This is a genomic window from Kribbella sp. NPDC004138 (assembly GCF_053603655.1).
Genome location: NZ_JBSGFZ010000031.1, coordinates 21590 through 47866, shown reverse-complemented (window position 1 = coordinate 47866; position 26277 = coordinate 21590). Strand labels below are relative to the sequence as shown.

The window sequence follows — 26277 nt, the reverse complement described above, 5'->3', positions numbered from 1 at the left end:
GCGCGATGACGCACCGGGTGTGCCCGGTCACGACATCGTTCCGGCAGGTGGAAACGGGGCTGCTGTCGGTGTGAAGTGAGGCGGGGTCTGCCCAGAACCCGCTCCGTCCAGTTGGGGAGGCACGTGTCCGTGGGTCGCCAACCGGCCGAGCGCCCCGTCGTACCCGAGACGTCTCAGCTGGTGGTGGCATCGGCGTGAGAAGTGGTGCGGACCGGCCGGCGATCTCCACCGGGCCGGCGTTGATGATTCCTGCCGGATATCCCCGCGACCTGCCGAGCGCGCTGCTGCGCGCGGCCCGCGACTTCAGCGTCTCCGGCGTCGTCGAGATCGGCGCGGACGGCCGCGAGACCCGGCTCGACTTCCCGACCCTGCTCGAGCTCGCCGCGCGAATCCTGGCCGGCCTGCGCGCGAACGGCGTCCGCGCCGGCGACCCCGCGGTCGTGCACTGCACCGAACCGGTCGGTTTCTTCGCCGCGTTCTGGGCCTGCACGCTCGGCGGCATCCGCCCGCTCCTGGTCGCGCCGAACCCGGGCGGCGACCGTACCGAGGAAGGCCGCGAACGGCTCCGCCGGATCACCGACCTGCTCGGCTGGACGGTCCTGATCGGCCGCCCGTCCGACCTGCCGAACGACCTCGGCCTGCCGGTCCTCGACCCGGACGCGATGGCCGGCCACGAGCCGACCTCCGACTTCCACCGTCCGGCCGCGGACGACGTCGCCGTACTGATGATGTCCTCGGGCTCGACCGGTACGCCGAAGATCGTCCAGCTCACGCACCGCGGTCTGGTCGAGTTCGCCGCGGGTACGCCGGCGATGCTGCCGGTCCGGCCGGGACAGACCACGCTGAACTGGCTGCCGCTGGACCGCAGCGGCGCGTTCCTGCTCTACCACTTGCTGCCGGTGTTCACCGGCTGCACGAACATCCACGTGAACACCGACTGGGTGCTCGCCAACCCGCTGCGCTGGCTCGACCTGATGGAGCAGCACCGGGTCAACCACTCGTGGTCGCCGAACTTCGGGTACCGGCTCGCGACCACCGCGGTCGCCGGCGAACCGGACCGGCACTGGGATCTGTCGGCGCTGCGCAGCCTGGTCAGCGGCGGCGAGCAGATCACCGTCCCGGTGATGGCGGACTTCCTGCGGGTCACGAACCGTTTCGGGGTGGTTCCGGAGACCTTCGTGGCCGCGTGGGGGATGACCGAGACGGTCACCGGAATCACGTTCGCCCGGCCAGGCCTGACGCCGAACGTGCACCGCGTCCGCATCCCGCCGACCGGCGTCGTCGAATGGGTCGACCAGCGCCCGTCGTCCGGCAAAGTCGCGGTCGCCCGTCCGGGCAAGCCGCGCACCGAGGCGCCGGGTGTGCTCTCGCTGGTGTCGGTCGGCGCGCCCGCTCCCGGTACGACGGTGCGGATCGTCGCGCCGAACGGCGCCGTACTCCCCGAGGGCCGGATCGGTCAGTTGCAGATCGCGTCCGCGCGGGTGACGCCCGGGTACCTCGGGAACCTCGAGGCGGACCGCGCCGCGTTCCCCGTCGGCAACTGGCCGGCCCGCAAGTGGCTGGCGACCGGCGACCAGGGCTTCGTCACCGGCGGGCAGGTCGTCATCACCGGCCGGGACAGCGAACGCATCATCATGTCCGGCCGGCTGCACTACGCCCACGACATCGAATCCGTCGCCGCGACCGCTGTCGGCGCCGAGCACGGCCTGGTCGCTGCCTGCGGCATCGCCGACGAGGAGACCGGCACCGACCGGCTCGTCGTGTTCTACGCGCTCACCGCCGACTCCGTCCCCGGCATGGACCAGGCGATCCGCAGCCTGATCCAGACCCGTCTGGGCCTCGCCGCGCAAGTCATCGGCGTCCCGCGCCGCGACTTCCCCACCACCCCCGGCGGCAAGATCCTCCGCCCCCTCCTCAAACAGCGCTGGATCGACGGCACCCTGCTGGAACCCGCCCACACCCACGTAGAACCCGCCGGCGCCACCCCCGCCTCCGGCCCCACCGGCCAGGGCCCGTCCACCACACCGGAGTCCACCCCGTACGCCGACGACGACCCGTCCGAACGCACCACCGAACTCCCGGTAGTCCGCCTCGCTTGGAAACGCGAACTCCAGCAATCCATCCCCACCCCACCCCAACGCCCCACCCTCGGCACCCAAAACCCCAACCCCTCCGCGCCCCTCCCGGCCACCCCTCCTCAGGCACCACCCATCCCCGCCCACACGGAGCAGGCGGAAGCCCCGGCATCGTCCGACGAGCAGGCGGAGGTCCTCGCGCCGACCGAGGAGCAGCCGGAGGCCGTGGCATCGTCAGGCGAGCAGGCGGAGGCCGCGGCGCCGACCGACGACCAGCCAGAGGCTCCGGCGCGGACCGATGAGCAAGCGGACGACGCCCACCAACAGCCGCACGCCGAGACCCCCGCAACCCCGGACGTCCAGGCCGACGCTCCCGCGCCGACCGACGAGCAGGCGACGGCCCTGGCGCCGACCGGCGAGCAGTCGGAGGCCCCGGCGCCGGACGACGAGCAAGCGGACGACGCCCACCAACAGCCGCACGCCGAGACGGTTCCCACCCCCGGCGCCGACGCCGAATCCCCGGCGCCCGCCGACGAGCGGACGGAGGTCCTGGCGCCGACCGGCGAGCAGCCAGCGGCGCCGACCGACGAGCAAGCGGACGACGCCCATCAACAGCCGCACGCTGAGACCGCCCACACCTACGACGCCCACGCCGAAGCCCCGGACCTCACCGACGAGCAGCCGGAAGCCTCGGCACCATCCGGCGAGCAGGCGGAGGTCTTGGCGCCGTCCGGCGAGCAGGCGGAGGTCTTGGCGCCGGTCGACGAGGAAGCGGACGACGCCGACCAACAGCCGCACGCCGAGGCCGACACCGCGCGCGGCTCCCACGCCGACGCCCCGGACCTCATTAACGATCAGCCCGCCTCGCACGAACTGCCGCCCCCCGACGAGCAGGCGGAGGCCGAGGAGCCGCAGCCACAGGCTGCGACCGCCACCGTCCCCAGCCCGGAGACCGAAGAACCAGAGGTACTCGCCGAGCAGCCCGTCGACGCGGAGCAACAGCCGCACGCCGAGACCGCCACCGACGCCCAGGCTGAAGGTCCAGTACCGACCGAAGTGCAGGCGGACACCGAGGAGCCGCAGTCACAAGCCACAACCACGGCTGCCTCCGACGTACAGGCTGAAGGCCCGGAGCCGACCGCCGAGCACGCAGACGCCGAGGAGGTGCAGCCTCACGCTGTAACCCATGCCGTCCCCGACGCGCCGGCCGACGGGGCGGGGCTCGCCGACGCTCGAGCTGATGGTCCGGAGCCGACCGACGCGCAGGCCGAGGGGCTCACCGACGAGCATGCCGAGGGCGCGGAGCAACAGGAGTACGACGAGAGCGCGGCCCGCGCCGACGAGCAAGCCGGGCAGCCGGAGCCCGCCGACGAGAAGGCGGCAGAGCTGGAGCAGCAGCCGCACGACGCGCCAGCTGTCGCCTCCGACGCGCAGGCCGAGGGGTCAGAGCCCACGGATGACCAGGCCGAGGTCGCGGAGCAAGAGCCGAACGCTGCAACCACAGCCGCTCTCGACGCGCGGTCCGAGCAGCCGGAGCCCGGCGGCGAGAGGGCGGCAGAGTCCGAGGAGCAGCCGCACGACGCGCCGGCCGCCTCCGACGCTCAGGCTGAGGGCCTGGAGTCCGCCGAGGAACGGGCGGAGGACGCGGAGCAGGAGGCAGAGGCCGCGCCTCCCGTACTTGGGGTTCAGGTCGAGGGCTCGGAGGCCGCCGACGAGCGCGCGGAGGTGCCGGCGTCCAGCGGCGAGCAGGCTGAGGCCGAGGAGTCGCAGGCACAGGGCGCGACCGCTGCTGTCCCCGGGGCGCTGACCGAAGGGGCGGAGCCCGCAGGCGAGCAGGCCGAAGACGTGGGGCAACAGCCGTACGACGAGACGGCCGCCGCTCCCGATGCGCAAGGCGATGAGACAGAGCATGCGGAGGCATCGGAGTCGCAGGAGGCAACTGCTGTTGTTTCTGATGCGCAGGCTGATGAGCCGGTCGGCGGTGCGGAGGAGCAGTCGTACGACGCGGCGTCCGCCGTACCGGATGCGGCTGAGCAGACGCGCGACGCGCAGGTCGTGGACGCGGAGCAGGCCGACGAGTTGACAGGGGACGCCGAGCAGTCGGCGGTCGACGCGACGTCCGCTGATGTAGCTGACGCAAGTCTCGCGCCGACCGCCGAAAGCTCGCACGATGCGGCAGGCGACGTGTCGATCGCAAGCACCACTTCGTCGCCGGACGAGGACATCGCCGCTCCTGAGGAGTCCGACGAGGCGGCCGAGTCGGACGACGTGCAGTCCGCCGGATTGCCTGACGAACAGGCAGAGTCCGAGCAGGACGATGAGCAGCCGGAGGTCGTCGAGGGGGCGTCCGACGGGTCTGCCGGTGCCGACGTACCGGCGGCAAACGCCGCTGCGTGCACGGATGCGGAGCCGGAGCAGTTTGACGAGGCGGACGACGCCGCCGCGGAATCTGTCGTACCGGCTGGTGAGCGAGAGCAGGCTGACGAGCCGGCGGAGGTTCTTGAGGCGGCGCGCGACGCGTCCTCTGATGCCGACGGATCGGCTGCAGGCGCCGTCGCGCCCGTGGATGCGGAGCCGGGGCAGGCTGACGGGGCGGTGGACGCGGCTGCGGAATCTGTCGTGTCGGCTGGTGAGCGGGAGCCGGTTGTCGAGTCGGCGGAGGTTGTTGAGGGGTCGCACGACGGGTCCGCTGGTGCCGACGTACCGGCTGCAGGCGCCGCCGCCGCGGATGCGGAGCCGGAGCAGGCTGACGAGGCGGACGACGCGGCTGCGGATGCCGTCGTACCGGCTGGCGAGGCTGTCGAGCCGGTGGAGGTTGTTGAGGGGGCGCGCGACGCGTCCTCTGATGCTGACGTACGGGCTGCGAGCTCTGCCGTTTCCGTGGATGAAGGCGTGGAATCGGACCAGGCTGTCGCGGATTCCGTCGTACCTGCTGATGAGCAGGCGTACGCCGCTGCGGCCGGTGAGGCGGTGCCGGCTGGGGCGCGTGTTGAGGGTGTTGGGGTGCGGCGGGGTGAGGGTCGTGCGGGTGTTGTGGAGCCGGTGGCTGTGGTGGGGGTGGCTGGGCGGTTTCCGGGGGCCGAGGGGATCGAGCAGTTCTGGGAGAACCTGGTCGCGGGGGTGGAGAGTGTTCGGCGGGAGGCGCCGGACGGGGGTGACGGGGCTGTTGCGGTTGGTGGGGTGCTGGAGCACGTCGAGTCGTTCGACGCGAAGTTCTTCGGGTTGAGTGATCGTGAAGCGCAGTTGATGGATCCGGCGCAGCGGTTGTTCCTCGAGGTGTGTCACCAGGCGCTGGAGCACGGCGGGTACGCGGGGACGACGAGCCGGGTCGGGGTGTTCGCGGGCTCGGGCATGAACCTGTACAACCGCCAGCAGCAGTCCCGCGACTCGATCGCTACCCGGGTCGCGTACCGGCTCGGCCTGACCGGGCCGGCGATCGGCGTGCAGTCGGCCTCGTCGAGTTCGCTGGTCGCGGTGCATCTGGCCTGCCAGGCGCTGAGGTCCGGCGACGCGGATCTCGCGCTCGCCGGCGCCGCCGCCGTACAGGTGCCGCAGGCAACGACGTACCACCCGGCGCCGGACTCGATCCTGTCGCCGACCGGCCAGGTCCGCGCGTTCGCCGCGGACGCCGACGGCACGGTCGGCGGGAACGGTGTCGCCGCCGTCCTGCTGAAGCGTCTCGACCAGGCCCTCACCGACGGCGACACGGTGTACGCCGTGATCCGCGGTACGGCGGTCAGCAACGAGGACGCGCCGGCGGGCAATCAGGAGCTCATCGAGCGCGCCCTGGAGCGCGCCGGGTTCGAGGCCGACTCGCTGAGCTACCTCGAGGCGAACGGGATCGGCAGCCCGGCCGCGGACGTCGCCGAGGTGAAGGCGCTGACGACGGCGCTGCGCCGGCACACAGGCAAGGTCGGGTTCTGCACGCTCGGTTCGGTGAAGCCGAACATCGGCCACCTGGACAGCGCCGCGGGGATGGCCGGCCTGATCAAGACGATCCTGATGCTGCAGCACCGGACGATGGTCCCGACGATCAACTACACCGGCCCGAACCCGGCGCTCGCCCTCGAGGGCAGCCCGTTCGTGATCGGCACCGACACCCGCGAGTGGACAGTGCCGCTGCAGTCGGGCGGTACGACGCTGCGCGCCGGCGTCAGCGCCCTGGACCCGAGCGGCATGAACGCGCACGTGATCCTCGAGGAGGCGCCGCGGCAGATCCGCCGCGGCGACGACGGCCCCGTCGTACTGCCGCTGTCCGCGCCCGACCCGGATGCCCTCGCCGACCTCGTCGAGCTGTACCGCGCCGACCTGGACCACGGCACCGGTCACCGCCTCATCGATCTTGCCGGTACGGCGGCGCTCGGCCGGCCGGCGCATCGGCACCGGATCGCGGTCGCGGGCGGTACCGAGGCCGAGCTGGTCGACGCGCTCGGCTCCGCCCAGCCGACCGAGGTGCCGCGCGGAGGCCCCGGCCCGCTCGGCTACGCGTTCACCGGTCAGGGCGCGGCCCGGCGCGGAATGGCCGCGGGGCTCGCGGCGCGGTTCCCTGCGTTCCGCTCGGTCCTCGACGAATGCGACCGCGTGTACCACGAGGAGACCGGCGGCAGCCTGCTCGATCTGCTTCTCACCCCGGCCGGTACGGCGGAAGGCGTGTGGCCGACCGAGACCGCGCAGCCCGCACTGTTCGCGTTCGAGCTCGCGCTGGCTCGGCTGTGGCAGTCGTTCGGCGTCCAGCCCGCACTGGTCGTCGGGCACAGCGTCGGCGAGTACGCCGCGCTGTGCGTGGCCGGCGCGCTCTCGCTGGCGGACGGCGTACGCCTCACCGCGAAGCGCGGCGAGCTCATGCAGCGCGGCACGGTGCCCGGCGCGATGGTGGCCGTCCGCGCCGACGCCGACCGGGTCCGCGAGATCGCCCGGACCGCGGGCGTGGAGGTTGCCGCTGGCAACGGCCCGCAGTCGTTCGTGCTGACCGGGTCCGAGGTGATCGTCGGCCAGCTGGCGGCGCAACTGGACCAGTTGCAGGTGTCTTGGCAACGGCTGGACGTCGACCGCGCGTTCCACAGTTCGTTGGTCGACCCAATACTGTCCGACTTCGCGGAGATCGTCCGCGAGATTACGCTGAAGCCGCTGCGGACGCCGATGGTGTCGAGCTGGTCGGGTGATCTGCTCGAGTCCGGGACGGTGCTCGACGGCGACTACCTGGTCGGTCAGTTGCGGCAGCCGGTGCTGTTCGGCGACGCGGTCGAGGCGGTGACGGCGGCCGGCTGCCGCCGGTTCCTGGAGCTCGGGCCGGACGCCGTACTGAGCCCCGCGGGCCGCCGGATCGCGCCGAACAGCACATGGATCCCGGCGCAGCGTCTCGGCCAGGACCCGGTGCTCGCGACGATGAACGGCCTCGCCGAGCTGTACGAGCAGGGCACCGAGATCGCGTGGGCTAAGGTCTATCCGGACGGCGGCCGGGTCCCGCTCCCGACGTACCCGTTCCGCCGGGTGCACCACCCGGTCGACCCGTCGGTGACGGTTCCGGCCGGTCCGGGCACGGCGGTTGCCGTGGACAACGTCACGCCGCGGCTGAACGCGTTCGAGCGCGCTGCCCGCGCGCAGACCGTGGTCTTCGAGCCGCCGTCGAGCGCCGCCGTCAAGCGCATCCCGCTGGACCCGCCGGAGCCGGCGACGGTAGAGCAGGCCGCGCGGGCCGAGCAGTCTGAGCGGGCCGAGCAGGCCGAAGAGGCCGCGTCGCCGTTCGCGTTGCCGGCCGAGACGCACCAGATCGACGCGGACTACCTGGCGCAGGCCGGGTCGCTGTCCGGCAACGAGATGTCCGCCGAGCGGTACCGCGAGTCGCTGGACGTCGTGCTCGACATGACCTGCGAGGTCCACAACCTCGACCCGTACGACCTCACCGTCGACCACACGTTCGCCGAGCTCGGCGCGACGCCGGCGTCGATGGCGCCGGTGATCGACGAGCTCAACAGCCGGTTCGAGGCCGAACTGGCGCCGGACGACCTGTTCCTGACGTACACGACGCCGCACAAGGTCGCGACCGCGGTCGCGGTCCAGACGGCCGAACCCGAACCGCCCAAGCCGGAACCGGAGCCGCAGCCCGAGCCCGTCGTCGAGCAAGAGCCGGTCCGGGACGCGCGGACGGCGTTGGCCGTGCTGGGCTCCGGGCTCGCGGAGTTGGCCGCGAAGGTGGACGAGGCGGCGGCGGCGACGAGCGAGGCAGAGCTGCCGGGCAGCGGCATGGCGGCGCTCATGTCGCAGCAGCTCCGGGTCGCCGGTCAGCTCGTGGACGGCGTCACGAAGCTCATGCGCGAACAGCTCGCCCTCCTCGGCGAGCCGGCCCCGGAGGCCAAGCCCTCGGCAGCGGTCCAGCAGACCGCAGACGCAAAGGAAACCGCGTCGGATGTGAGTGACGGCAGCGTCGGCGGCGCAGCCGTCTCCTGGACCGACGACGAGCCGCCGGCGCCCTCCCGCAGTACGGCGGACCCGGCCGTCGACCCGCGCCGCCGGGACTTCGCGTACTGGAGCCAGGTGCTCGCCGGCGCCGAACCGTTGGTGCTCCCCGCAGACCGCGCCCGCGCCGCCGGCGACGACGCGGTGGCGTCGGTGAAGCACGAGCTGGAGGAGGAGCTCGGCGACGCGGTGCTGGCGTACAGCCGGGACCGCAAGCTCAGCCCGGTGATGACCATGCTGGCCGCGGTCGCGACCGTGCTCGGCCGGTTCGCCGCGCAGGACGACGTGACCATCGGCTCGGCCCTGATCCGCCCGAAGGGCGACACCTCGACGGTTCCGCGCCGTCCGCTCCCGCTGCGGATCGACCTGTCCGGCGAGCCCGACCTCGGCGAGCTGACCGAGCGGATCCGCGACCTCACGGCGGGCGCGTTCGACCACGCCGGCACCGATCTCGCGATCCTGCAACGGGATCCGCTGTTCCAGATCCTGGTCGAGTTCGAGGACGGCGACGACGACCTGCCGCCGAGCGTGGACCTGCGGTTCCGGCTGACCCATCACGGCGCCGGCATCACGTGTACGGCGGACTACCGGTCCGGCCTGTTCGAGCGCCCGACCATCGAGCGGCTGCTCGGTTACCTGGCCGAAGTGTTGCGCAGAGCAACGACCAGCCCGGAGCTGCGGCTGCCCGGCCTGGTGCTGCCGACCGAGGCCGACCTCACCGCATTGCGCGAACTCGAGGGCGACCTCGAGCGCGAGCTCCAAGGCGAGCCGACCGGTCTCGCTTCGGCCGGCCGGGTACGACGGGACGCGGTCGTCGCCGGTGAACTCAGCGGTCTGCACACGCTCTTCGAGCAGCAGGTCGCGCGCACACCGGACGCGATCGCGCTGATCCAGGGCAGCCGCGAGCTCACGTACGCCGAGCTCGACCGCCGCTCCAACGCGGTCGCCTGGCAGCTCGTCGATCTCGGCGTGAAGCCCGGGCAGCTGGTCGCGGTCCGGGTTGCCCGCGGCACCGAAATGGTCGTGGCCGTGCTCGCGGTGCTGAAGTCCGGCGCGGCGTACCTCCCGCTGGATCCCGGCGTACCGGAGTCGCGCTGGGCCTTCATGGTCCAGGACGCGGCGGCGGTGGCGCTGGTCGGCGACGACGCGGCGCTGGCCGATCGCCTCGGCCTGCGGCTGGTTCCGGTGGCAGCCGGCGACGGTGACACCCGGGCGCGGCAGGCGCCGCCGGTCCGGGCGGCGGCCGACGATGTTGCCTACTGCATCTACACGTCCGGTTCGACCGGAAACCCGAAGGGCGTCGTGGTCCCGCACCGCGGCCCGGTGAACCTGGTCCGGCACTACCTGCGGACGCGGCGCTCGCTGCGGACGCTGCAGTGGACGTCGTTCGGGTTCGACGTCCACGTGCAGGAGATGTTCACGACGCTGGCGTCCGGCGCGGCGCTGGTCCTGATCGGCGAGGACGACCGGTACGACCCGGACGCGGTCGTCGCGGCGCTGCGTGACCACGGCGTACAGCGCTTGTTCATGGCGTTCAGCCCGCTGACCGCGTTGCTCGCGACGATGCGCCGGCTGCCGGAGCTGCCCGAGTTGCGCGAGATCGTCGCGGGCGGCGAGGCGATGGTGCTGACGCACAAGGTCCGCGACTTCCTGGACGCGCATCCGCAGTGCCGGCTGTTCAACGAGTACGGCCCGACCGAAGCGTCGATCGTGACCACGATCCACGAGGTCGACCCGGCCGAGGACCGGCCGTCGATCGGGCGGCCGATCGACGGTGTCGCCGTACGGCTGCTGGACGCCGCGCTGCGGCCGGTGCCGATCGGCGCGGTCGGGGAGATCCACCTCGGCGGCGCCGCCGTTGCCCGCGGCTACATCGGGCGGCCGGACGAGACCGAGGACGCGTTCGTCGCCGACCCGGGGCACCCGGGCGCGCGGCTGTACCGGAGCCGTGACCTCGGCCGCTGGCGCGCCGACGGCACCCTGGAGTACCTGGGCCGCGCGGACGACCAGGTGAAGATCCGCGGCCACCGGGTCGAGCCCGGCGAGACCGAGCACGTCCTGGCCGACCAGCCCGGCGTCGTCGACGCGGTCGTGGTGGCCTGCTCGGATCCGGGCGGCGACACCTGCCTGATCGGGTACGTCGTCCTCGAGGACAGCGACCCCGCGGTGCTGGCCCGGCTGATGCTCGACCTCGGCAAGGAACTGCCGATCTACCTGGTGCCGGCGGACCTGATCCCGATCGAGGAACTCCCGCTCGACGACAACGGCCGGCTGGACCGCGGCCGGCTGCCGGAACCGGAGTGGCTCACACCGAAGTCCTGAGCGGGCGGTCCTGAGTGGACGGTCCTGAGTGAACGGCCCGGACGTGGAAGTTCTGCACCGTGGACGGGGGGTCAGGTCAGTGACAGCCCTCCCGCAGCCACCGTCCGCCGTTCACGGTGCAGAACCTGCGTTCGATCCCATCCCTCCACAGGATCGAACGTGTTCGATCGGTCGGACGTTGCCGAAGGCACACTGGTTCCCGATCCGTGGTTCACACGGTTGCGGCGGGAGAGTCGCCTCACCCGCCGCTCACGTGTCCGGTCGATCCAAGGCCCCCCTCGATCTCCCGTGTGCCGGCCGGTCCGGGCCCCCCTCGACCGGCCGTGGATGACGGTGCCCCCACCCCATCCATCCGTTGCATCGCGCAACACAGGGCCGTCGTTACACGGATCCGCGAGATTCGTAAAAATTGCGCAAAGGTGCGCGGGAGAGGCCTTACCGAACGCGCAAGAATGTGCGCCTCAGGCCAGTGCCGCCCACGCCTGGTGAGCGGCCCCCAACAGGCCCGCGTTGTCGAGCTGGGCGGGCACCACGGTGAGATCCGTGACGAACGGCAGCTGCGCCAGCCGCTTCACCCACGCCTGCACCGGGTCGAACAGCACCGGCCCCGCCTTCGCGACGCCGCCGCCGATCACGACCGTGGTCAGGTCGACGGTCACGGCCGTCGCCACGATCCCGGCGGCCAGCGCCTGCGCCCCGTCGTCGAACGCGGCCAGCGCGAGCTCGTCCCCGGCGGCGGCGTCGGTGGCCAGGGCTTCGGCATCCACGGCCTCGCCGGTCCGCCACCCGCTGCGCTGCGCACGGGCGACCATTCGCGGGCCGCTCGCGTACGCCTCGACACAGCCGAACGAGCCGCACGCGCAGGCCTCGCCGTCCTGGTCGATCACCACGTGGCCGATGTGCGCGGCGTTGCCGGACTGGCCGACCAGCGGCCTGCCGTCGACGACGAGCCCGCCGCCGACGCCGGTCGACACGACGATCCCGAGCAGCGTGCGCGCGTCCCGGCCGGCGCCGCTCCAGAACTCGCCGAGCGCGAAACAGTGGCCGTCGAGGCCGAGCGCCACCGGGACGTCGCCGGTCAGCGCCCGGACCTGGTCGACGATCGGGAAGTTGCGCCACCCGGGGATGTTCACCGGGGAGACCAGACCGTGCTGCTGGTCGAGCGGGCCGGCGGAGCCGATGCCGACCGCCAGGGGAGTCGCGTCGCCGCGGACGCGCGCGATCAGCTCACCGAGCGCGGCGAACACCTGATCGGCGTCGCCGGGCGGGGTGGCGATCCGGTCGCCGGTGAGAATCGTGCCGTCGGCAGACACCAAAGCGGCGGCCATCTTCGTGCCGCCGATGTCGATTCCCAGCACGGTTCCCCGCGCCGAAGCTGCGTCGTCGCTCATCGTCCCCCCGGTCAGGGCGGTCAGGTCGAGAGACAACGTTATCTGTAGTCGGCCCGAACAGACAGGGGTGATTGCAGGTAATCATGGAAAACCCGCAGGAAGACGGCAGGTAACTGCCATGACAGCCCCTGACAACGAAACCCCTCCAGGCGCCCCAAGCCAGACGCCGCGACCCCATCGAGTAGCGGGGTGAGCCGGGGGCGGGAGAGGGTTGGGGGATGAGTGATCAACTGGATCGTGACGCGGCCGGCGCACTGGTTGTCGGCTTTTCCGGGACGTCGGCGCCCGACGAGCTGCGGCGGGCGGTGGCCGGTGGGCTCGGGGCCGTCATCCTGTTCACCCGGAATGTGGCGGACGCCGAGCAGGTGGCGGCGCTGACCGCGCAGCTGCGGGCCGAGCGGCCGGACGTGATCGTGGCGATCGACCACGAGGGCGGCGAGTTCAGCCACCTGGCGCCGGCGAACCCGTGGCCGCTCGCGTCCCCGCGGCTGCTCGGCGACCTGGACGACGTCGACCTGACCCGTGCCGCGGCCCGGGACGCGGCCGCGACCCTGGCGGCGCTGGGCATCGACCTGATGCTGGCCCCGTCGGTCGACGTGAACAGCAACCCGGCGAACCCGATCATCTCCACCCGCTCGTTCGGCCGCACCGCGGACGTCGTCTCGCGGCACGGCGTCGCGTTCGTCGAGGGCGTCCACGACGCGGGCATCGCCGCCTGCCCGAAGCACTTCCCGGGCCATGGCGACGTGTCGGTCGACTCGCACACCGACTTGCCGCGGGTCGACCGTTCGGTGGCCGAGGTCGGCGCCGTCGAGCTGGCCCCGTTCCGCGCGACCATCGCGGCCGGCGCCGATGTCGTGATGAGCGCGCACATCATCTTCTCGGCGTACGACGACCAGCCGGCCACGCTGTCGCACCGGGTGCTGACCGGGCTGCTGCGCGAGGAGCTCGGCTTCACCGGGGTCATCACCACCGACGCGCTCGAGATGCAGGCGATCACCAAGAACCGCTCGATCGAGGACGCCGCCGTCGCGTCGATCGGCGCCGGAGCCGACCTGGCGATGATCGCGGTCGGTACGGCGGACCCGCAGGCGCTGACCGCCCGCGTGGTCGACGCCGTCCGCAACGGCACGCTCCCCGCCGAACGCGTGGCCGACGCTGCTGCCCGGGTTCGCGCCCTCGCCACGTCTCTCGGTCGGCGCTCGCGGCTACCGGGCCTCGGCGGCGCCCCGATCCGCGAGGTCGCGGCGCGGGTGGTGGCCGGGCAGACCTTCCCGGCGTACGGCGCGACGCCGTACGTCATCGACCTGACGCAGGGCCTGCACCCGGCCTGGAACCCGTACTTCTCCGGCCTGCCCGAGATCTTCACCCGGGTGGCTCCTGGCGCGGAGGGTGTCGTCCTGCGCGGCGAGCACCACCTCACCGACACAGGCGAGCCGCAGGACGACGCGATCGCCAACGCGGCAAAGGCCGCGCAGGGCCGTCCGCTGGTGATCGCCGTCCAGGACGCGGGCCGTACGCCGTGGATGCGCGCCGCCCTGGAACACCTGATCCAGGGTCACCCCGACAACGTCTTCGTCCTCTGCACCGGCATCCCCGAGGACCAGGCACTCGTCCCGCAGGGCGTCCCCTCCGCCACGACCTCCGGCCGCAACGTCATCGTCCTGGAAGCCATTGCAAGACAACTGACCCGCGAGCCCTGAACCGGCAGCTCGACAGGAGGTGTCCGGCCGGACCGACCGGGCGCACGCTCAGCGGGCCCGGCGATCAGGCGCAGTGGACGTATACGTACTGTCGAGCTGGCTTTATCTCAGTCGGAGCGGCATTCCAGCTCGAGATCGAGGGCGTGCTCCTCGACGTAGTTGAGGGCGTGGCGGACCGCTCCGACCGAGACGATCGCGTCGCCGAGGGAGGAGACGGCGACGCGCGGGGGAGTGCTGGTGTAGTGCGCCAGCTGAGCCTCGAGGTCGGGAAGCAGGGCCGCCGCGGCCTCGGCGACGGCGCCGCCCAGGACGACCAGTTCGGGGTTGAACAGCGTGCCGAGGGTGGCGACCACCCGCGCGGTCCGGTCGGCGATCTCCTGAAGGATGCCTTCGGCAACCTTGTCGCCGCCTGCCGCGGCGCGGAACACCAGTTCGGCGGTCACGTCCCCGCCGTCGGCCAGCGTGCGCAGGGACGTCTCCACGGCCGGGTCCGCGGCCGCCGCCGTCCCGTTCTCGCGCGCGATCCGTGCGATCCCGTGAGTGTCGCCGACGCCCTCGATCAGCTTCAGGAACACCATCTCGCCGGCGCCGCCGCGCGAACCGTGCAGCAGCCGACCGGAGTCCATCAGCCCCGACCCGAACCGCTCGCCGGCGAGCAGCACGACCAGATCGTCCACGTTGCGCGCCCCGCCGCGCCAGTGCTCGCCGAGGGTGGCGAGGTTGGCGTCGTTCTCCAGCAGGACCGGCCAGCCGTGCAGCTCGGTCAGACGGTGGGACAGCCCGGTGTCGAAGCGCCGCCAGAACTCGTCGTCGACCAGGATGTTGCCCTCCCGGTCGACCGGGGCGGCGACCCCGGCGCCGGCGGCGAGGACCTGCGCGTCCGACACACCCGCGGACGCGAGCGCCTCGACCACCGTCGCGTGCACAATCTCGGTCCGCTCGCTCGGCGTCTTCACGCCGGCCGCCGACCGCCCGGCCTTGGCGACCGTCTCGCCGCGCAGGTCGGAGACCAGCACGGTGGTCTTGGCCGCGCCGATGTCGATGCCGAGCACGTACCCCGCGTGGCTGTTGAACTCGAACCGCCGCGACGGCCGCCCGACCGAGGTCCGGCCGGGGTCGAGCTCGACCACCCAGCCCATCGAGATCAGGTCGTTGCAGACCGCGTGCACGGTCGCGCGGGTGAGGCCGGTGGCCTCGATCAGGCCGGTTCCGGTCATCACCCGGGCGCGGGTGAGCACGCCGAGTACCTTGCCCGCGTTCACCCGCCGCAACATCGTCGGGGTGGCCGTCGGCGGGGTAGTCGGTGGTTTCGCCATGAAAGCCCCTTGACCTGTCGTCGTACCGACCGCAGAATACATGCAGATTCTAAATTTAGAGCCTATATATAAACGCCGGGTTACCCCCAGATTTCCGAGTGAGGCGAAGTGACCACTCCGCAGACGACCCACACGACCCACACGGCGCAGTCCGACTGGTGGCGGCAGGCCGTCGTCTACCAGATCTACCCGCGCAGCTTCGCCGATGCCAACGGTGACGGCGTCGGTGACCTGCCCGGCATCGTCAGCCGAGTCCCGTACCTGGTGGCGCTGGGGATCGACGCGGTGTGGCTGAGCCCCTTCTACCCGTCCGCGCTGGCCGACGGCGGGTACGACGTCGACGACTACCGCAACGTGGACCCGCGGCTCGGCACCCTGGAGGACTTCGACGAGCTGATCGAGGCGCTGCACGCGGAGAACATCAAGCTGATCGTCGACATCGTCCCGAACCACACCTCGGACCGGCACGAGTGGTTCGTCGAGGCGCTCGAGGCCGCGAAGGGTCACCCGGCCCGCGACCGGTACATCTTCCGCGACGGCGAGGGTGACCAGCCGCCGTCGGACTGGGACTCCGTGTTCGGCGGCTCCGCGTGGGCGCAGACCGACGACGGCCAGTGGTACCTGCACATGTTCGCCGCCGAGCAGCCCGACCTGAACTGGCAGCACCCCGAAGTCCGCGCGGACTTCCTGGACACCCTGAAGTTCTGGTCCGACCGCGGTGTGGACGGCTTCCGGGTGGACGTCGCGCACGCGCTGGTGAAGGACCTGTCGGAACCGTTCCCGGCGAAGGCCACGCTGCCGCGGCAGTCGGAGTCGAACGGCAAGCACCCGTTGTGGGACCAGGACGGCGTGCACGAGATCTACAAGGACTGGCGCAAGCTGCTGAACTCCTACGACCCGCCGCGGTCGGCCGTCGCCGAGGCGTTCGTGCCGGCCGCCCGCCGGGCGCGGTATGCGAGTGCCGACGGCCTCGGGCAGGCGTTCAACTTCGACCTGCTGCAGGCCGACTTCGAGTACGAGAAGTTCCGTGAGGTGATCGAGCAGAACCTCGCGCTCGCCGAGGAGAACGGCTCGTCGTCGACCTGGGTGTTCTCGAACCACGACGTCGTCCGGCACGCCACCCGGTACGGCCTGCCGAAGAACCCGAAGGGCGGCTGGCAGGACGGCAAGGACTGGCTGCTGAGCAACGGCACCGAGCCCACCGTCGACGTCGCGCTCGGCCTGCGCCGCGCCCGCGCCGCGACGCTGCTGATGCTCGCGCTGCCCGGCTCGGCGTACCTGTATCAGGGCGAGGAGCTCGGCCTGCAGGAGGTCGGCGAGCTGCCGGCCGCGAACCTGCAGGACCCGGCGTACTTCCGCTCGAAGGGCGCCGAGAAGGGCCGCGACGGCTGCCGCGTGCCGCTGCCGTGGACGGTCGGCGGGCTGTCGTTCGGCTTCGGCACGGGCGGCTCGCACCTGCTGCAGCCGAAGTGGTTCGGCGCGTACTCCGTCGAGGCGCAGCACGACGACGTCGAGTCGACGCTGAGCATGTACCGCAAGGCACTCGCCGTCCGGCGAGGGCTGCGCACCGGCAGCTCGCTGACGTGGATCGACAACACCGACGACGTCCTGCACTTCGTCCGCTCCGGCGGCTGGCAGTGCGTCACGAACTTCGGTGCGGCTCCGGTCGAGCTGCCCGACGCCGCGGTCGTGCTGTCCAGCGGCCCGCTCGAGGGTGAAAAGCTCCCCAGCGCCACCACGGCCTGGCTGATCTAAGACGGAGCCGCCCAGAACGCGCCCGGTCCGCCGTCCCGAGACGGTCCTCCCCCTGTGTGACCGGGCGTACCCGCCGGTGCGGGTGTTGTGGTGGATCCGGCGGGGCGGCCGACTCCACGACGCTGACCACCGGTACCGGCGGACATGGACGTGGCGAGGGCAACGGACGGTTGCTCTCGCGACGCTCCATGCTGCGATTCTGCATCAATTCCACGTGTCGCGCCGATGCTCCTCGAATTGCTAAACTTCCGCGGTGACGCAGTCCGCACATGATGCCGCTCGGGATCTTTTCGACGGTCGAGCCAGAGTGCTCAGGCCAATTCTCGGTTCGATTTCCAGCAGATATGAATCTGTCGGTGAGAGTCAATTGGTACGTGCGGTCGGCGTAGCCGGTCGGAACGACCGGCCGTTGATCGGGTTCCTGCTCGTCGAACGCGTGCTGCAGCGCGCCTTCATCAGCGGATCTCGGGCCGCGCTCACCGATTTCATGTTTCGATTCGGTTCTCACTTGCGGGCAAGTCTCGGCCTGCGTGGGCTGTCCGCCCCTGACCGCATCGTTCTTGCGTCCGCGGCGCTCGAATTGTTCAGTGTCGCACCGTCGCACCGGCGGCAACGCGAGGAGGTCGAGTCGATCCTCGACCGTTTGCCCGACCTCCCGGGCGACGCCGGTGGCTGGCGCCGTCAGTTCGGCATGGAGTACGAGGACTTCCGCCTGCGGGTTGGAATCCTCTCCGCCAGCATCACGCGACCGGAACCAGCGCATCGAGCTCCGGAAGTGCCGGCCACCCGGCCGTCGCCGGAGTCCGGACGGCAGACCGTTGCGACGCCTGGCCCACCCTGGTTGGCCTTGCCTGCCCAAGAGGAAGGCGGATATGCGAGCGGTAGCCGGAACTGGCCGGACCTCGGTGAGCCCGACGACCCGGAGTATGAGCTCGGCGTCGCGTGGGCCCTTTTCGAGGACGGGAAGTACGCCGAAGCGCGCGACGAAGTATGGGATGTGTATGTTTCGGCGGGACGAAGCTGGCGGCCGACGACATCTCCCGATGGTGCCCGTACCTGGAACTGGCTTCGCCTGCTCTGGCTGCTGGCGGAGAACGACCAAGGCCTGCTCCGTAACCGTCGCCGAGCGCTCCTTTCGGCCGCCGAGGCCGCGAAGCGGAGTGTGCCGAGCGACAACGCCATCCTGGAGTGGCTGACCGACAACGTCTTGCGTGACTACGTCGCCGCGACGCCGCAGATGCAGGCGAACTGGGCAGTTCACGCAGCGCGGTCGGCCATCACCGCGGGCGGCGGCGCGTTGTCGGTTTATGACAACGACACCAAGGGGCAGTTGCGTGACGCTTGGTCGACGCGTTTCGGATCCGTTGTCGAGCAGATGCGGCAGACCCATCAGATGGTCGAAGCCCTCGCGTCGGAATTCAAATTTCTGGTACAGGAGCTGACCGACGCGGCTAAGCCCGATTCGCAGGTGCACCGCCGGTTGCACCGGCCGCTGCGGCGGATTGAGGTGTTTCTCGACGAGGACGAACAGAAGGTCGTCGAGTCGGCCATCGAAGGAGCGGCCCGCGTCGGGGCTTTCCTGGGCAAGGAATCGACGCTGGCCAGCGATTCCAACGTGCTCTTCACCGAGATCTCCGGTCTGATCGAGCAGATTGCAACCAGCGAGAGCCTGCTCCTGCAGGACACCCTGGGACCGGCCTTTCAGGCGATGCTGGAACAGTGCGCTGAGCACCATGAGGAACTCAGCTCCGGTTCACGGCCCAACATCACCGTTGAGTTGCTCAGTAGTCGCCTGCCATTGAGTAGTGGAGTTCGGGCGCCGTTCACCGTCGACGTGGCCCTTCGGAACGATGGAAACGCAACCGCCGAGTTGATCGAGGTGACTCTGAGTTCGGACCTGCTCGTCATGGAAAGCGCTGTCCATGTGGTCGAGCGGATCGCCCCCGGAGCAGAACGAGTACTGCACTATGTGGCGACGAGCCGGTCCGAGTCCGCCTCGATCATCGAGTTCAGCTGCGAGGTGACCTGGCGCGACCCGCTCGAGCAGGTCTTCCACGCGAAAGCGATGCTCCGAGCCGAGGACCAGCGACAGGCCGCGTGGCAGATCGACGATGTCAACCCATTCAAGCTCGGCACCATCTCGGCACCGGACCGCCTCGTCGGCCGGGCCGATGACCTGGACGCGCTGGAGCGGATCATGGCCGGCGGCGGCAGCGCAGCTACGACCGGCTTGAAGCGCGTAGGAAAGACGTCACTCGCGAAGACCCTGATGTCTCGTCTGCGGGCGGACGGCTGGGCCGTCCAGTATCTGCCACTCGGGCAGGTACTGACCGGCAAGTCGGAGGCCACGGAGTTGGTCACCGCATTGGTCGAAACCATCTACGACGCTGTGCTCGAGGCTGGGAAACACCTTCTGATACCGGAGCCACCAGTGATCTCCGACGACTCCAACATCATTCGGAGGTCGGGCCGCTGGATTCGCCAGGTCGCGAACGTGCTCACCTCCAGCGATCAGCATGTCCTGGTCGCGCTCGATGACTTCGACGAGTTGCCGCGGAGCCTCTACGAGGGCGCCGAGGCAAATGCGCTGTTCCTCTTCCTGCGTTCAATCATCGACGAACCATGGCTCAGCCTGATGTTCATCGGAAGTGAGGTACTGCCGGCAATCCTCAGCGCGCAAGCGCACAAGCTCAACCAGGTCACAGCATACGTCGTGTCGAACTTCCAGACGGTCGATGCGACGCGGGAATTGCTCGAGCGGCCGACGACATCGCGGCTGGAGTGGCAGGAGGCGGCGTTCAGCCGCGCGCACTTCCTGGCCGGCGGCAACCCGTACTATCTCACCCTGCTCGGCCAGGAGGTCTGGCAGCGCATGCGGGAGCTGGATCGGACATACGTGGGTCCGGGCGAGGTCGACGATGCGATGCAGCGCGTCGCGGAGTCGGCGTCGGCGTCGCATTTCATGCATCTCTGGGCGGATTCCACCGCCGGTATGGACGGCCGGGCGCGTTCGGCACTGATGACAGGTGCTGTGCTGCGAGGAATCGCGCAGGCCAGCGGAGAAGCGTTCGCGTTGGTAGCTGTAGATGATGCCATCGCCATTGCCGCAGGACTGTTCGTGGGAGCTTCCAAGGCCGAGTTGCTGGTCTGTGCGAAGTCGTTGATCGACCGGGGAGTGGTACTTGCCGAGGACCAGGCTCTCCGGCTGTCGATCCCGTTGGCTTCGGCCTGGCTGCGATCAGCGGGATCGGGGGAACTGGACCGCCAACTGGCCATCGAGAACGACGCCGGTGCGAACGCCCGCATGTTCTCCAACATCGAATTGGTCCGCTTGACGCAGAATGTGGTTTTCTGCGCCGAGCCCGTGTCGGAGGTCCGGCTCGGGGCCTGGCTCGAACAGTTTCCGGCTGACGTCCGGTATCTGGCCTTCAAGGTCGCCGAACGGTTACTGACCGAAGGCTATTTCTCAGCCACGCGGATGACCCAGGAGGTGCTGCCAGCGCTGAAGTCCGGAATCATGGACACCGCGGCGTGGTCGCATCGGAAGAGCGATTCCGGTGGTTATGCCAAGAACGCTTACGTTCTGCAGCACGGCATCGGCGGTGCGAGCAGTCATGCGGTCGCGACCACGTTGACGAAGTTGCTGCGGATCAAGAAGACGAACGTTGTCACCGTGGAAGGGTTTCTCAGCGCTACCAAGAGCATTTCTGCCCCAAGTATCTTGCTCGTCGCCGACGACCTTGCCGGCACCGGCACTCAGCTGCGCAATGTCGCGACTGATGCTGCTGCGCACTTCACTTCGCTGACCGGGCCATGGCGCGAGAACCTGCACGTCATCGTCGCGGCTGGCTTGTCCGCGACGCGACGGCTGTGGGAGTCCGATGATCTGCAGGTGGAGAACGTGGTCGCGGTCGACATCGACAGCCGTTTGAAGGCATTCGACGAGAACGCCGGCATCTTCGAATCCGATCAGGACCGCGAGCTGGCGGCCGACGTGTTCGATGCGATCGGGCGCTCCCTGTCATCGAGGAGCCCACGGGGGTGGGGCGACCTGGGTCTCCTGGTTGCAACCGACCACAACTGTCCCAACAACACGTTGCCGGCAGTCTGGAAGCCGGGCCGACATGCGGGCGACCAATGGTTACCTCTGCTGGAGCGCCGTCTCTGAGCTATTGGACGGTTGCCTCTCGTGAGGATTCATGAGATGTCAGGATAGGCCGCGTGACGACGCTCGCGGACGTGCTCGCAGTACTCGACCGGCTCTACGACCCGGCCTGGGCGGAGTCCTGGGACGCGGTCGGTCTGGTGACCGGGGACCCGGACCAGGAGGTACGCCGGATCCTGTTCGCCGTCGACCCGATGCGCGAGGTGGTCGACGAGGCGATCGACGGCGGTTTCGATCTGCTCGTCACTCATCACCCGTTGTTGCTGCGCGGCGTGAACAGCGTGGCCGCGACGACGCCGAAGGGCCGCGTCGTCCACGACCTGATTCGCGCCGGTGTGGCACTGCACGTCTGTCACACCAACGCCGACAACGCGAACCCGGGCGTGAGCGATGCGCTCGCCGCCGCGATCGGGCTCCGGGACACGCGGCCGCTGAAGGCGATGCCGGCTGAGCCGATGGACAAGCTGGTCGTGTTCGTCCCGGTCGCGGAGACGCAGGCGATGCTCGACGCGCTGGCGAAGGCGGGCGCCGGGCAGATCGGCGACTACGAGCGGGCCGCGTGGAGCGGTACCGGCGAGGGGACGTTCCGGCCGCTCGCCGGCGCGAACCCGACGATCGGGACCGTCGGAGCCGTCGAGGTTGTCGCGGAGAACCGGATCGAGATGATCCTGCCGCGGCGCCGGCGGCGTGCGGTCGTCGAAGCGCTGGTTGCTGCGCATTCGTACGAGGAACCGGCGTACGACCTCTATGAGCTGGCCTCGCTGCCGAGCGAGCGCGGCGGCGGGCGGGTCGGTGTCCTCGAGGTGCCGCTGCCGCTGGGCGCCTTCGCGCAACTGGTCGCGGAGAGCCTGCCGCGGACCGAGCACGGCGTCCGCGTCGCCGGCGACCTGGACCGCACGATCGAGACCGTCGCGGTGGTCGGGGGAGCGGGCGACTCGGAGTTCGACCGGGTCCGCGCGGCCGGTGTCGACGCGTACCTGACCGCGGACCTGCGGCACCATCCCGCGACCGAGGCCCGGGCGTACGGCGACCCGGCGCTCGTCGACGTCGCGCACTGGGCCAGCGAGTGGCCGTGGCTGGTAGCTGCCGAGCGGCTCCTGCTCGAAGGTCTCGCGGGGCGAGGCAGTACCGTAGACACTCACATCTCAACACTCTGCACGGACGCCTGGACGCTGCGGATCTGAGCGAAGGAGCTGACTCTGAACGCCGAGCCCGCCGTCCAACGCCGATTGCTGGACCTGCAGGATCTTGACCTGCAGCTGGATCAGATCGCGCACAAGCGCGCGTCGCTGCCCGAGCACCAGGCCCTGAAGGAACTGGTCGCCGAGAAGTCCGTGGTCGACCGTGACCTGGTCACCGCCGACACCGAGGTCAGTGACCTGCAGCGTGAGCAGAAGAAGGCCGACTCCGACGTCGAGCAGGTGAAGCAGCGCCGGGCCCGCAACCAGCAGCGGCTCGACTCCGGACAGGTGACCTCGCCGCGCGACCTGGAGAACCTGCAGCACGAGATCGGGTCGCTCGAGCGGCGGATCTCCGACCTGGAGGACGCCGAGCTCGAGGTGATGGAGAAGCTCGAGGCCGCCGAGGCGGTGCAGATCGACCTGCGCACCCGCGCCGAGGCCTGCGCCGGCCGGCAGACCGAGCTGGAGACCAGTCGCGACGCCGCGCTGAAGGAGCTCGACGAGCAGCGCGCCCAGATCGGCGACCAGCGCAGCGCGGTCGCGACCGAGCTGCCGGAACCGCTCGTCAAGCAGTACCAGCGGCTGCGTGAGCACAACGGCGGCATCGGCGCCGCGCCGCTCGTCGGCAAGCGCTGCATGGGCTGCCGGATGGAGCTCGCGCCGTCCGACCTGTCCGCGATCAAGGCCGCCGCGCCGGACGCCGTACTGCGCTGTGAAGAGTGCGGCCGGATCCTCGTGCGGACGGCGGAGAGCGCTGTATGAGGTACTCCCACGTCATCGTCGAGGCCGACGGTGGATCGCGCGGCAACCCCGGCCCGGCGGCGTACGGCGCGCTCGTGCGTGACCCGGCGACCGGGAAGGTGATCGCGCAGCAGGGCCGGACGCTGGGGATCGCGACCAACAACGTCGCCGAGTACTCCGGCTTGATCGCCGGTCTCGAGCTGGCCGCGGAGTATGCGCCGGACGCCTCGATCGAGGTGCGGATGGACTCCAAGCTGGTGATCGAGCAGATGGCCGGCCGGTGGAAGATCAAGCACCCGGACCTGCAGCCGCTGGCGATCAAGGCGCAGGGCCTGGCGCCGTTCGGCACCGAGTGGACCTGGGTGCCGCGCGCGCAGAACGCGGCCGCCGACGCGCTCGCGAACAACGCGCTGGACGGCGTCGACATCCCGTTGACGCCGGCCCCGGCCGGATCGCCGGTCGCGATCGACAAGGAGCCGTCCGATCTGCAGAAGGCCTTGCAGGGCTGGGGTCCGCAGGCCGAGCCGCCGACTCAGCTGATCTTCCTGCGGCACGGCGAGACGCCGCACACCGCGGAGAAGCGGTTCTCCGGATCCGGCGGCGACAACCCCGGGCTGAGCGACACCGGTCGTGCGCAGGCACTGGCCGCCGCCGAATACCTGGCGCGGATCGGGGGTGTCGACGCGCTGGTTGTCTCGCCGATGCGCCGGACCCGGGAGACCGCGCAGGCGGTCGCGGACAAGCTCGGGCTCGAGGCGATCGTGGACGAGGGCTGGCGGGAGGTCGCGTTCGGCGACTGGGACGGGCACACGTTCGCGGAGATCCAGCAGAAGTGGCCCGACGCGATGAACGCCTGGCTCGACTCGACAGCGGTCGCGCCGCCCGGCGGCGAATCGTTCGACACCTGCGCCCGGCGGGCCCGGTCGGCGCGCGACGGCCTGCTCGCGCGGTACCCGGGCAAGACCATCGTCGTGGTCACCCACGTGACACCGATCAAGCTGATGGTCCGTTCGGTGCTGCAGGCCCCGATGTCGTCGCTGTTCCGGATGGAGCTGCGCCCGGCGACCCTGACCGAGATCCACTGGTACGCCGACGGTCTGGCGTCGCTGCGCTCCTTCAACGTACAGCCCTCGCTAGTCTGAGCCCATGCCGCTGCAGAGGATTCGTTTCGTCGAGGGTGTGCCGGAGGTCTTCCGGGCGTCGTTGCAGGACATCCGCCGGGAGCAGGAGGTGCCCGCGGAGTTCCCGCCGGAGGTGACCGCGGCGGCGGTCGAGGCGGTCCGCAGCGCCCGCCTGCCCGAGTTGGACCGGACCGGCATCGAGTTCGTGACGATCGACCCGCCGGACTCGATGGACCTCGACCAGGCGCTGCACATCGAGCGCACCGGCGACGGGTTCACCGTGCACTACGCGATCGCGGACGTGGCCGCGTTCGTGCGCGCCGGCGACCCGATCGACGCCGAGGCCCGGCGCCGCGGCGAGACGCTGTACGCGCCGGACAAGCGCACGCCGCTGCACCCGCCGGAGCTGTCCGAGGCCGCGGCCTCGCTGCTGCCCGACCAGGTGCGGCCCGCGCTGCTCTGGACCATCACGGTCGACGCGACCGGCGAAGGGACAGGCGTCACCTGCGAGCGTGCCCTGGTGAAGTCGCGGGCCAAGCTCAACTACGCCGGCGTACAGAAGGACCTGGACGCGGGGACGGCGTCGGAGTCGCTGCAGCTGCTGCGTGAGGTCGGCAAGCTCCGCGAGCAGCGCGAACTCGAACGCGGCGGCGTGAACCTCCCGATCCCGGACCAGGAGATCGTCACCTCCAACCACGGCTGGGGTCTGGAGTTCCGTGCACCGCTACCGGTCGAGGGCTGGAACGCGCAGATCTCGCTGCTCACCGGGATGGCGGCCGCGAGCCTGATGACCAAGGGCAAGATCGGGATCCTCCGCACGCTGCCCGAATCGCACGACGACCTGCGCCGCAAACTCGGCAGCACCGCCAAGGCGCTCGGGATCGACTGGCCCGCCGAGACGTCCTACGCGGAGTTCATCCACGGGCTCGACCCGTCGGTGCCGGCGCACGCGGCGATGCTCGCGGCGTGCACGGTGCTGTTCCGCGGGGCCGGCTACGTGGCGTTCGACGGGAGTGTCCCCGAGCAGCCGCAGCACGCCGCGATGAAAGCGGCGTACGCGCACGTCACCGCGCCGCTGCGGCGGCTGGTGGACCGTTGGACGGGGGAGATCTGCGTCGCACTCTCCGCGGGCGCCGAGGTGCCGGCCTGGGTGCGCGAGTCGATGGACGAGATCCCGAAGATCATGGACGACGCCGACCGGCGCGCACACGCGTACGAGCGCTCGATCGTCAGCATGGTCGAGGCAGGCCTGGTCGCGGACCAGGTCGGCAGCGAGTTCGACGGCGTGATCACCGACGCGGACGAGAAGGAGCAGAGCCGCGGCATCGTCGTGCTGACGAAGTACGCGATCGAGGGCCGGGTCACGGGTCCGGCCCTGCCGCTGGGGCAGCAGGTCCGGGTACGGCTCGTCGAGGCCGACATCGCCAAGCGCACCGTCGCCTTCGAGCTAGTCGGCTAGGTATTCCTCGACGGCGGCCGTGGTGCGTTCGAGGTCGCCGGTCGCGAGCAGGTCGATCAGTGCGCCACGGAGCATCGCCAGTACGGCGGTGCGCCGGGCCGCCGTCCGGTCGGGGTCGCTCGTCCTGAGCAACTCGAGCCAGTCGTCGACCGTCGAGCGGGCGAAATCCGCCCACGGGCCGTCGGGTGCGACGAGCGACCGCCCGTAGGCCTCGACCCAGAACGTCATCAGCGGCCGGCGTTCCGGCGCGGCCAGCCAGGTCCACAGTTCCCGGGCGATCACGGTCAGGCCGGGCGGCTCGTCGTACCGCTGCTCGATCTCGTGGAGCAGCGCGAGTTCGTCCGACCGGGCGCGGGCGAGCAGCGCGCGGATCAGGCCGTCCTTGCTGCCGAACAGAAAGAGCAGCACCCGGGGGCTCGAGCCGATCGCGGTCGCCAGCGGGCGCAGCGACAGGTCGGCCAGGCCGTGCGTCAGCGAGTACGCGTAGGCGCGCTCGAGCAGTTCCTGCTGACGGGCGGAAGGAGCTTCCTTTGTGGCTGGCACAGGGCTAGTATCGCTTACTGAAACAGTCGTGTCAGTAGAGTGGGTAGGG

General features: G+C 70.6%; 11 protein-coding genes. 8 read left to right on the top strand and 3 right to left on the bottom strand.

Annotated elements, in window-relative coordinates:
- Positions 1 to 194: 194 nt before the first annotated feature.
- Positions 195 to 10853 (top strand): amino acid adenylation domain-containing protein, encoded by a 10659-nt coding sequence (locus ACWEOO_RS35355; RefSeq protein ID WP_452146767.1) that lies wholly within the window; start codon positions 195 to 197, stop codon positions 10851 to 10853.
- A gap of 461 nt (positions 10854 to 11314) precedes the next feature.
- Here the strand turns inward: ACWEOO_RS35355 and ACWEOO_RS35350 are convergent, their stop codons facing one another.
- Complete coding sequence (locus ACWEOO_RS35350; protein ID WP_452146766.1) at positions 11315 to 12244, bottom strand: ROK family protein; 930 nt, start codon at positions 12242 to 12244, stop codon at positions 11315 to 11317.
- Between the two features lie 218 nt (positions 12245 to 12462).
- Here ACWEOO_RS35350 and nagZ point away from each other — a divergent pair, with 218 nt between their 5' ends.
- The gene (gene nagZ / locus ACWEOO_RS35345; RefSeq protein WP_452146765.1) at positions 12463 to 13947 is read left to right on the top strand and encodes a beta-N-acetylhexosaminidase; all 1485 of its coding nucleotides are present in this window, start codon (positions 12463 to 12465) and stop codon (positions 13945 to 13947) included.
- 107 nt (positions 13948 to 14054) lie between these two features.
- Here nagZ and ACWEOO_RS35340 read toward each other — a convergent pair whose 3' ends face one another.
- Positions 14055 to 15263: an ROK family transcriptional regulator gene (locus tag ACWEOO_RS35340; protein WP_452146764.1), complete on the bottom strand. Its 1209-nt coding sequence runs from the start codon at positions 15261 to 15263 to the stop codon at positions 14055 to 14057.
- Between the two features lie 108 nt (positions 15264 to 15371).
- On the opposite strand from ACWEOO_RS35340, the gene ACWEOO_RS35335 reads away from it, so the two are divergent.
- The 6 genes from ACWEOO_RS35335 (at position 15372) to ACWEOO_RS35310 (ending at position 25685) form a co-directional block, all read left to right on the top strand.
- Positions 15372 to 17018, top strand: coding sequence for a glycoside hydrolase family 13 protein (locus ACWEOO_RS35335; protein WP_452146763.1), 1647 nt, complete (start codon positions 15372 to 15374; stop codon positions 17016 to 17018).
- 253 nt (positions 17019 to 17271) lie between these two features.
- Entirely contained in the window at positions 17272 to 21186 is a 3915-nt protein-coding gene (locus ACWEOO_RS35330) for a phosphoribosyltransferase-like protein (protein ID WP_452146762.1), read from the top strand.
- Positions 21187 to 21239: 53 nt separating this feature from the next.
- A complete protein-coding gene (locus ACWEOO_RS35325; RefSeq protein WP_452146761.1) occupies positions 21240 to 22367 on the top strand; it encodes a Nif3-like dinuclear metal center hexameric protein in 1128 nt (375 codons plus the stop codon).
- 45 nt (positions 22368 to 22412) lie between these two features.
- Positions 22413 to 23126 (top strand): zinc ribbon domain-containing protein, encoded by a 714-nt coding sequence (locus ACWEOO_RS35320; protein ID WP_452146760.1) that lies wholly within the window; start codon positions 22413 to 22415, stop codon positions 23124 to 23126.
- Positions 23123 to 24247 carry a bifunctional RNase H/acid phosphatase gene (locus ACWEOO_RS35315; protein ID WP_452146759.1) on the top strand — a complete coding sequence of 375 codons (1125 nt, stop codon included), beginning with the start codon at positions 23123 to 23125 and terminating at the stop codon, positions 24245 to 24247. The genes ACWEOO_RS35320 and ACWEOO_RS35315 overlap by 4 nt, the downstream gene beginning before the upstream one ends.
- Before the next feature lie 4 nt (positions 24248 to 24251).
- Entirely contained in the window at positions 24252 to 25685 is a 1434-nt protein-coding gene (locus ACWEOO_RS35310) for an RNB domain-containing ribonuclease (protein ID WP_452146758.1), read from the top strand.
- Here ACWEOO_RS35310 and ACWEOO_RS35305 read toward each other — a convergent pair.
- Positions 25674 to 26228: a TetR/AcrR family transcriptional regulator gene (locus ACWEOO_RS35305; RefSeq protein WP_359932676.1), complete on the bottom strand. Its 555-nt coding sequence runs from the start codon at positions 26226 to 26228 to the stop codon at positions 25674 to 25676. The two genes, ACWEOO_RS35310 and ACWEOO_RS35305, sit on opposite strands and share 12 nt — an antisense overlap.
- Positions 26229 to 26277: the final 49 nt, after the last annotated feature.